Origin of the sequence: Methanobrevibacter sp., from assembly GCF_045116495.1 — an archaeon.
GTDB lineage: Archaea > Methanobacteriota > Methanobacteria > Methanobacteriales > Methanobacteriaceae > Methanocatella.
Genome location: NZ_JBGULU010000151.1, coordinates 1 through 10,163, shown reverse-complemented (window position 1 = coordinate 10,163; position 10,163 = coordinate 1). Strand labels below are relative to the sequence as shown.

5 protein-coding genes and 1 tRNA gene are annotated in these 10,163 nt (G+C 38.2%); 1 reads left to right on the top strand and 5 read right to left on the bottom strand.

Annotated elements, in window-relative coordinates:
- From ACJMLH_RS08120 to ACJMLH_RS08105, 4 genes are all read right to left on the bottom strand, one after another.
- Window positions 1–3,149 (bottom strand): HEAT repeat domain-containing protein (locus ACJMLH_RS08120; RefSeq protein WP_405276541.1); only part of this gene is annotated, 3,149 nt, incomplete at its 3' end.
- A 29-nt stretch (window positions 3,150–3,178) separates the two neighbouring features.
- Window positions 3,179–3,565, bottom strand: a complete 387-nt coding sequence (locus ACJMLH_RS08115) for a hypothetical protein (protein ID WP_405276539.1) — start codon at window positions 3,563–3,565, stop codon at window positions 3,179–3,181.
- Between the two features lie 12 nt (window positions 3,566–3,577).
- Complete coding sequence (locus ACJMLH_RS08110) at window positions 3,578–5,644, bottom strand: hypothetical protein (protein ID WP_405276537.1); 2,067 nt, start codon at window positions 5,642–5,644, stop codon at window positions 3,578–3,580.
- A gap of 26 nt (window positions 5,645–5,670) precedes the next feature.
- Window positions 5,671–5,741, bottom strand: a tRNA-Ser gene (locus tag ACJMLH_RS08105).
- Window positions 5,742–6,052: 311 nt separating this feature from the next.
- Here ACJMLH_RS08105 and ACJMLH_RS08100 point away from each other — a divergent pair.
- Window positions 6,053–8,632 carry a hypothetical protein gene (locus ACJMLH_RS08100; RefSeq protein WP_405276535.1) on the top strand — a complete coding sequence of 860 codons (2,580 nt, stop codon included), beginning with the start codon at window positions 6,053–6,055 and terminating at the stop codon, window positions 8,630–8,632.
- Between the two features lie 114 nt (window positions 8,633–8,746).
- Here ACJMLH_RS08100 and pyk read toward each other — a convergent pair.
- Window positions 8,747–10,163, bottom strand: a 1,417-nt coding sequence (gene pyk, locus ACJMLH_RS08095; RefSeq protein ID WP_405276533.1) for a pyruvate kinase, incomplete at its 5' end; no start/stop codon positions are given.

Here is a 10,163-nt window from a genome sequence, read left to right as displayed (position 1 = left end):
ATACATTTCTCATCGCCAATTCGGGATATCATCTCACGCCGGTTGTCAAATTCGCACTCCTTTAAGGCCAACTTATACAGCAGCTCATCATCGACGACGCTTCCGATATATCTTCTGACGGTTTTGCAGGGATTTGAAAGGCCCATATATTCCAAAAGTTCCCTATCCCGGCATTTGCGAACAATGGCCGTGCATACTATCTCTTCGCATTCAACCTCACCCAGCCTTATGAGAACTTCCTGGCTTTGGATTTTGTTGACGGCCGCTTTCCTGTTAAACGGATTGGAATTGTTGAATGCGATGATTTCAAGGCGTGACTCGTCTCTGATTCGGTCCACAACATACTGTGAAATGTCATTGTAGGGATTTGCCTGAACCGCCTCAAGGAGAAGCTCCTCATCATCTATTTTTTTCACGGCTTTCCTTTGTGCTGTCGGGTCATTGCAGTAGAGTGCAATGTTTAAAAGCAGTCGGTTATCATCAATCTTGTTCAGTGCCCTGTTTGCGAATTCAGTGTTGTTGCAGACAAGTTTTGTTAAGATATTTGCATCTGTGATTTTGTCAAAGGCATATCTGCGAATCGATGATGAATGGGCGTGGTTTACCAGGGCATAAAGGACATTTTCATCTTCAATTTTCCCAATAGATGCCAAATCAATGTCTTTGAATGAAACAGCATCTCCATTCACCTCAAAAGTCCTTCCCAATCTGTAAAGAGCATATGTTCTTATTAGAGGATTGAGATCATCTGCAAGCTCTTCAATAAAATCAGGGTTATCGATTTGCATTAGGGCTTCAAGTCGCACGGCATCGTTTCTCTCTTTTTGAAATATCCTCACAAAGGTTTTCTCATCAGACAGATTCGGATTTCTGATGGCTTGCCTTCTTACGCGATAATCCGAATCATTCAGTGCCAAATCCATTAAGACATCACCTGACTTGAGCCTTTGAACAACCAGCAAGCGGAAATCTCCAAAGAGCCTTCCATAAACCAGCTCTTCAAAAACGGATTCATCAGATATCCTGTCAAGAACCGTTTCATAAATTCCGGTTCCCATTGATTCGTAAATCGTTTTGTCATAATTGCGCACAAATTCCGTGAAGCTTTCAACTGAAAAGTATCCGTAGTTTTCCAAAAGCAGATTTTTCAATTTATCGCCATCCTTGATTCTTTTTAAAGCTTCAATGCGAGCGTTCGTAGATGAATCGTTTCTTAAAACCTCTTCAAGAACATCATCATCATCGATTTTTTTAATGGCCCCATAACGAACTTCATAATCAGGGTCGCTCAATGCAATCTCGGCTAAAACATTCTTGTCATTAATCTTTTGAGCTGCAACACATCTGACCGGAATGCCACATTTACCCCTTGCGAGGTCAATTAAGACATCCTCATCCGTGATGTTGAAAGCCGCTTGCTCGGCGACATAATCATGATTGCAGTTTATTGCAATATCCAATAGGACATCCTCATCCGTGATGTTTTCAACAGCTTGAAGGCGAGCATTAAAGTCAGAACCGTTCATTGCAATGTCAGCCAAAGCATTATTATCAACATCGGATATCTCTTCACTTTTGGAGTCATTATCCGTATTTTCGTCGGGAATATCATTTTTGCCGATTTTTCCAGCTGCAATTCTTCTGATTTCCTCGATAGAATTATTTATTGCAATATCTGCCAAAATGTCCTCATCCCCAATACGTTCAACAGCCGCCCTTCGAACAGATTCATCCGAGTCATTCATTGCAACATCAGCTAAAACGTCCTCATCCCAAATACGTTCAACAGCAGCCCTTCGAAGCAAGTAATTTGAATCATTCATTGCAATGTCTTTGAGAATGTCATCATCGGCAATGCTTAAAAACATGAGAGGAATGTAGATTTTATCGGCAATCTTTTCTGTGGAAAAAACATTTCCCAAAACAAGTTTCCTCATGGCGGTTTCTCGAATTAAATCCGGACCTCTTCGATATAATTCAAAGAGAAGTGAAGGATTTGCAATATTATTTATGGCATTTTTAACAATAGACTGATTTAAATAGCCAAAACATGCTATTTCAAACAGTTGGAATTCATCACTTATGTTATCTATCATCTGTTTCACTTCATATTCATCCTCAGAGTTTCTAATGATAGATAAGTATAAATCAGGTCTGCCAAGCTTTTTAAGGGCAGCAATCCTAACATCAATTGAGAAATCATTGGCAGCAATATCTTTGAGGAAATTCTCATTGCCCATGTGTTTAACAAGATTTTTATGGGATTGGTCAAGATTTTCCTTTGTGATTTCATCCTGAAATGACCATCCTTTGAGCTTTTTATATAAAACTAATCGAGTATTGTAATCTGGATGGGCGTCAGCCATTTTTGAAAGGAAATCCCAATCTGAAATCCTATGGATTGCCGCCACCCTTACATGGAAATCCTCATTATTTTCGACAAGCCCAAAGAGTGCGGATTCATCACTTGCCTTTTCAATGAAGGATACCTTATCATACAGAGTGCCCAGATTGTCATTATCCAGGACATCCCTCAGGACTGTAAAGTAAAATCCTGTACCAATAAGCCTTTTTAAGGCAGCAATCTTGACTTCACAATCGGAGTCATTGATTAAAATGTCTTTGATGAATTTCTCACTGTCCAGGCTTTCAACAAGAATTATGCGGGACTCCGTGAGATTTTCATCCGTGATTTCCTCGATGAGTGATTGGCCTTTGAGTTTCTTATAGCAGACAACTCTGGTATCATAATCGGCATGACTGTCAGCCATTTTTGAAAGTAAATCTGTATCCGAAATCCTGTATATTGCAGCTGTCCTTACATAGAAATCACTGTCATTCTGCGCAACACTATAAAACAGCGATTCATCATTGCATTTTTCAATATAGTTGACCTTTTCACATCCGTCCAGACCATTGAAGTCATCATCATCTAGGATATCGGTTGAGATTCTATTTAGGGCTATGCTTTTGATGAATGGATTCTCTTCAATTGAAAATATCTGATGTAGAATCTCATCATCAACTATTAGATTGACGATAGCATATTTTATCTCAAAGTCATCACTGTCCTTAAAAATCTCCAATAGCTTATCATCATCACTGATTGTGGAGATTTTGCTAAGCATAGCTGAGTTGTCGCCTTTCAAAGAGAACACCCCTTTAAAGAATTGTATTTTTATAAGTTATTTAAAATTTCCTTCAATTCTGAAATACTTTTGTTGCTCAGTTCCTCATTTTCCTTATCAGCAATCAGGCCCAAAATCTTATCCCTTTGATTTTGAAGGTCAATTTTTCTCTGCAGTTCATCCTGCTGTTTTTTAATGTAATCGAATACTGCAGTGACGATGTCTATTTTAAGCTGCAGTTCCTCATAGGTTTCATCCTTTTCATCATCCTTGTCAAGTAGGGAATCTGCAGAATACTGTTTGTATTCGTCCATTTCCTTTTTGAGCTTTCTGTAAATCTCATCCAGGTCTTTCAGGCTCAAATCAAAGAGATCCTCAATGCTGATTAAACCCTTAAATTCAAATCTCACTTTCTTTGATAGCGCTTCTATCCACATATTTTATTCCTCCTATATTATTACATTCCAAATTCTTTGGATATTATTTGTCTTGACCTTTACAGTTATTTTGTTCATTCCAAGTTTTCCCAAGCTAAATCCCACACCTGAAAGCTGATTTTCAGTGTCTTCAACCCTCATCATGGAAGACATTGCCTCCATGACTTTCCTGTGGGGGCGGAGTTCATTGTTGAGGTATTCGTTGAACCATCCGCTCGGATTGGTGTCGTTTATGCAGTCCTTCAGCATGAAAAAGATGTGCTTGTTTCCGAATTCATTGTCGTTCCAGAAATTCGGGCTGTAACAAATCAGTGAAACCGGAACAAAATCACCCAAGGCAACATTCCAGTGAACGGCATGATCTAAATAATGAACTTTATTGTCGCAAATACTGGTAAGCGTGAAGTTTCCATCCTTAAGCTCTACCTTGGCCACGTCGACATATTCCTTGTTGGAAAGCTTGTAGGGATAATCAAAACTGAAGATTGTATCGTCGAATTCTATTTCAGCCTTGAATCCATTGTCTCCACCGCGGTAAGTGTATTGATGAACCCTGAAAAGGTATTCTCCTTCAATCATATTTTCCTTATGTTTGTATTGGATATTTTCAACCGAAGTTTTGCCTTTTTCTGGATGGATTATGTCTACATCAAGCCATCCCCCGGTTCTTTTGCTTTTCATACGAGAGAAGAAAATTTCATTGCCGTCCGGTTCTGTTGAATGTGCATCAAGGTCGTTTCTGTCCCATTCCCCGTCGTTCCACTGGATTGAGAATCTCAAGTCCACATCAACATCACCGCCCATTTCCTTAACTCTTTCCTTCATCAGGCTATCGGTAATGTTGTTTTCATATGTCCAGCTGTAAGGATTGTCCCACTGAAACATGCTTGGAGCGTCCTCATTGAGGGGTGCAATCAGGGAAACGAAATTGTTTTTGAGACTTGGATACATATGCAGGCTTATTTCCTGGGCGTGAGGAAGGACATTGGTGATGAATTCATCCAGACTGATTTCAGATACTTCATCAAAATTATAGACCTTTCTAGAGACATTCTTTCTAAGCTTGTCAAATATCCCTTCGCCGAGAGTTGTCCTGACGTCCCTGTTTGCAAAGAGCACATTATTTATTGATATGTCCTCAAGCTTTGCGAATCTGCGCTCCAGACTGTCCATATAACCCAGTTCGGCGATTTTTGATTTTGCATCCTCCAGCATTTCGGCCGTATAGATTGCCTTCGGCCTCTGGTAATTGGTTGGAGCCGTGATTTTCTCATAGTTGGTAACAGCCTGCTCCAAATCCATGCCTCCAGTAATGTCCAAAAGCAGTGTGCCCATACTCGTATTCTTGATATGAGTGATATTTCGAGGAAGATTGGCAGATTTCTTCCACAGCCAGTTGTTCAAATCGCAGTTTGAATCCAATTGGCTGAATTCCTCAAAAACATCTTTCAGGCCTTCAAGAGTGTCTTTCCATTGAATTGATCGGTACAATGAATTTGAATGGACCAGCTCCAGAACGGTATCGACTGCATCAGGTGAAATCAAATTTAGAGTGTCCTCGAAAAGCTGCCTTTGAGTGAGGGCGTCCCCAAGTTCAGATGCCAGATTTTCTGTGTCCTCATAGAACTTTTCCGGAAGATCCAGATAAAAATGATGATTTTCATCAAACCCTCCATCGTACTCTGCAAAAGAACGGAAAACGCCGACTGAATGCTTGTCGTGTAAGAATAAGTTTTCAACCCTTTTTGTTTTTAGAAATTCATCCAGTGCCCTGAAAACGTCCTGATATTCTGGAATGGTTTTGAAATCAAACAGTGTCCGGATTTTGTAGTCATCATCTATCATTACCACATTTGCCATTGTCTTGAACCACAGGTGACACCTTTGGCAGTCATGCCAAGGCTTTTCATGATAAATCCCCTTGATTTCATCAGGAAAACTGTCAAGATAAAGGTTCCAGACATCCTCAATGTCACAGTCAAGAGTGAACAGAAAATCCTCCTTAGAAAAATAATCATCAAAATATTCCTGCAATTGAGATTGCATCTTCTTGAATTTAAAATCAGAATATTCCATCATTTTATCACCAGCTTTTAAAAAAAGGGGGCGGGATGCTGGATTTGAACCAACGCCTCATGACTTCTGTTCATGTGCACTGCCACTATACTAATCCCGCCATGTGATAATGGTATATTTGGAAGTAATAGTATATAAATAATTTAAAGCAATGGCTTTATAGAATATGGTTTTTTTAAACACAAAAAAAACAAAAAATTGAAACTCGTTCCAGGGAATTGATTTTAAATGAAAATAACATTGTGGAAAACAGATTGCAAAATCCACATTTTGCTTTTTAATGGGTTTGTCAATACATCCTCAATTTGGTTATTTGATGGCTTTGTAGAAAAAGTTTATATTTTTTATTCAAAAAATATATTAACAACTCTTCGTTTTGCACATTGATGCAAATCGTAAATTGGTGGTTAAATGAATCTAAATAAAAAACTTTTATATTTATTAATAACATTATCTGTATTACTGATTATGCCAATATCTTTTGCAAATGAAGATATAAATGCAACTGACAATTTGGACTTGTCCATTTCTGATGATGCAGAGTATTTGCAAAGTGATGCAGTTTATGTGGACTCATCAAGCGATGTTGGTGGTAGTGGAACATCAGAAAATCCTGTGAAAACAATTTCTGAAGGTTTAAATCTTGTAAGTGACGGAGGAACTGTTTATCTTAAAGGCAATTATGTCGGTGAAGGGAATTCGAATTTTACATTAAAAGGAACTCCGAATAACATTTCTTTTGTAGGTGTTGAAAATTGCGTAATCGATGGAAATCTTACAACCTCATTTGCCGTTGTCGAATCCGGTGATTATTCATTTACCAACATTTCCTTCATCAACAATTACAAAATCGCTGAAAACGAAGCTTCAGGCGGAGTATTCAAAAATATTGGTGGAAAACTAACATTTACAGATTGTTTATTTAAAAATAATCTTGTTTTTGCAACAAATAAAACTTATGGTGGAGCAATAGACAATTCCGGCGAAATTACAATAATCAATTGTATTTTTAATAACAACAGTGCGGACATTTCCAATTCATCAGGTTTTCGTAAGAATGCTGCTGACGGCGGTGCAATATCAAATTTAGGAAAAATATACGTTTACAATTCTACTTTTTTAAAAAACAGAGTATTGAGAAACGGAGGAGCTATCCGCTCAGAGGACAGTCCGAATACATTCATTAAAAACTGTACTTTTGAGGACAACGTTGCCGAATATCATCTTATTGGAGGATCCTACGGAGGAGCAATCTATACCTGGAATTGCGGACTCGAGTTATATGATTCATCATTTATAAATAACCGAGTTTACGACGTCTCCGGCTATGGAGCCCAGGGAGGAGCAATTTCCTGTGACAGAGGAACAAGATCAATCAATATCTATAACTGTGAATTTGTAAACAACACTGCCGACGGAGTAAGTTCTGTCTGCGGCCAGTCCATCTTTTTAGGAAGCGGCAATGCAAATATAAACTACTGTACACTGGATACAAGCATTTACTCCGCAACCCAAAGTATTGACCTTGATTGCAATTGGTGGATTGTGGATGGAAAAATCAACAACCTCATTGAAAATCTTCCGAAATCAGTAGTTATCAGAAAATATGCTGAGTTAACCCTCTCAACCAATACAACAGAACTCGTTGAAGGAAGCACAATCCCTATAACCATTAAACTGAACTGGAACGGTAGTGAAGATCAGGACAACATCGATTTAATTCCTATAAAAACAATTCATCTAAACACCGCCTGCGGAGCTCTAGCCGATGAAACAGGTGAGTTAACAAACGGCCTGTTTAAAACAACTCTCAATTTGAACAATACCGATGACCCGTCAGTTAATGTCCTTGTAGACAACATCGTATTTAACTTATCCTTGATAAAATCAAATTCCTCATCCGGACTTTCAGTAAGCGGCGATGAAATATTTAAAGGTGATACTGCAGTCATTTCCATAAACTTAAACAAAAAGGAAAACGGCATTTGTCTGATTGATATCGGAAATGAAAAGTATTATGTACAGCTTGCAGAGGGTCTTGCAAACGTATCCATTCCAAATTTAGATGTTGGAATATATGACGTTTTTGTCAGATATATCGGAGGCAGCAAAGCAGAAAATACAACTTCAATAATTATCGTAAAGGATAAAATCAATCCAAATATGAATGTCAGCATCAGTTTGGCCAATGTTAATGTTGAATTGCCTGATGATGCAGGAGGAAGAATCATCATAATGCTTGATGGAAATGAAATTGGAAATATTGCCGCTAAAAGCAAAACAAGCATTGCATTAAACAATTTAACTGCAGGAATGCACATCATTGAAGTTACATACAGCGGAGATGAGAAATACAGTCAAGTTACAAAGCAGGATTTTGCAGCAAGTAAACTCAGTGCCAAAATCAATGTCGATTCAAAAGCAACATTTATTGCATGTGATGTCAGCGCAGGTGAAAAGGGTGGAGAATTAACTTTCAGATTAACTGATGAAAACAACAATCCTCTGTCAAATAAAACTGTTCATGCTGCATTAAATGGGAAAATTTATTCCGTTGAAACTGATAATAATGGATACGGTAAACTGCAGATAAGTCTGGAGTCAAATAATGTATATACCTGTGCCTTTTCATTTGAAGGTGATGAAAAATACTCTGCAAGTGCTCTGACAATATCCAAATTAACAGTCAATAAAAAGAAAACAAGCATTTCAGCATCAGGCAAAACATTTAAAATGAAATCCAGTAAAAAAATTTCTGTGACTTTAAAAACAGTAAAAAATCAGGCAAATGGAAAAACATACCTCAAGAAAGGTAAAAAATTGACCTTGACTGTAAACGGCAAAAAATATTCTGCAAAAACAAATGCAAAAGGTATTGCCAAATTCACAATTAAATTAACTAAAAAAGGCAAATACACAGCTAAAGTTAAATTTGCAGGAGATAAAACCTACAAATCATCATCAAAATCAGTGAAAATAATAATCAAATAAGGAAATAGCAAACCTATTTCCATTTTTTCTTTTTTTCATGACATGCAGAAATACCACTAATTTCAATCTTCCTTACTCATTTTAGAGCTATTGAAAATCCAAAGTCGACTTTATCTATATTGCCAAAATCCTTAAATAATTAGTCTTTCTTGCCTCGGCCAGAGGGAATCCGCCAGTGACAACTATCAAATCCCCATCATTTAAATTAAATTCCTTTTTGGCCATTTTTCTTGCACTTTCAACCATATCATCAGTGCTTTCATATATATCGCATACAATAGCTTTAACACCGAAGTTCAAAACAACCCTCTCTGCAATGTGATTGGAAGGACAGCAGGCTAAAATCATAGAGTTTGGCCTCAAATTACTGATTTTACGGGCAGTAAATCCGCTCATCGTAGGTGTAACTATCAGTTTAATGTCTGCGTATTCATCGGCGCCAACAACCATTTGGGCGATTGTATCGCTGATGCCGATTGGTCCCTTGTATGCGATATGCTTTGTATAATCAATGGTTGATTCCACATATTTGCATATTCTGCCCATTATTTCAACTGACTGTACAGGATACTTGCCTATAGTGGTTTCACCGGAAAGCATCACACAATCTGTCCCGTCCAGTATTGCATTGGCCACATCGGAGACTTCTGCCCTTGTAGGTCTGGGACTATCATACATGGAAGCCAGCATTTCAGTGGCGACAATTGTAAACTTGCCCTTTTCACGGCATTTTCTGATTATGCTTTTCTGAAGCGATGGCAGCTTCTCCAGAGGAACTTCCACTCCAAGGTCTCCCCTGGCCACCATAATTCCATCGGATTCATCGATTATATCGTCGATATTTTCAATGCCTCTGCCGGTTTCAATTTTTGAAATGATAAGAGCATCTCCCCCGGCATCTTCAATTAACTTACGGGCAGCAATTACATCCTCACGTGCAGTTACAAAGGACAATGCCAAATAATCACAGGAATGCTGTGCGGCAAAGGTAATGTCCCTTCTGTCAATGTCACTCATGAAATTCAAATTCAAATGGACTCCCGGAACGTTGATTGTTTTGTTGTCCTGGATTTTTCCATCATCGAGAGCTTCCAATACAATATAGTCACTTTTCTTGTCAATGACTGCAAATTCGTGCAAAGCATTGTCTATAAGCACTTTATTGCCTATATTGATAAGGTCGATTGCATCGCTGTGATTAACTCCGAATTCCCCTTCATTTCCAAGAATGCAACTTTTACTCATCTTAATAGTGTCTCCTTTTTTAAGAGAAACTCCTCCATCTTCAAATTTTAGAGTTCTAAACTCGGGACCCTTAGTATCATACATGATAGCTATAGGAACATTGCATTCTTTTCTGACTTCCCGAACAACCTCGATTGTTTTTAAAATGTCTTGTTGTGTGGCATGGCTAAAATTAATTCTTGCACAATCCATGCCTTTTTTGACCATTTCACTCATGACTTCAACACAGTCACTTGCCGGACCAATACTGCATATGATTTTTGTCTTTTTCACTCTGCCCTCTCCA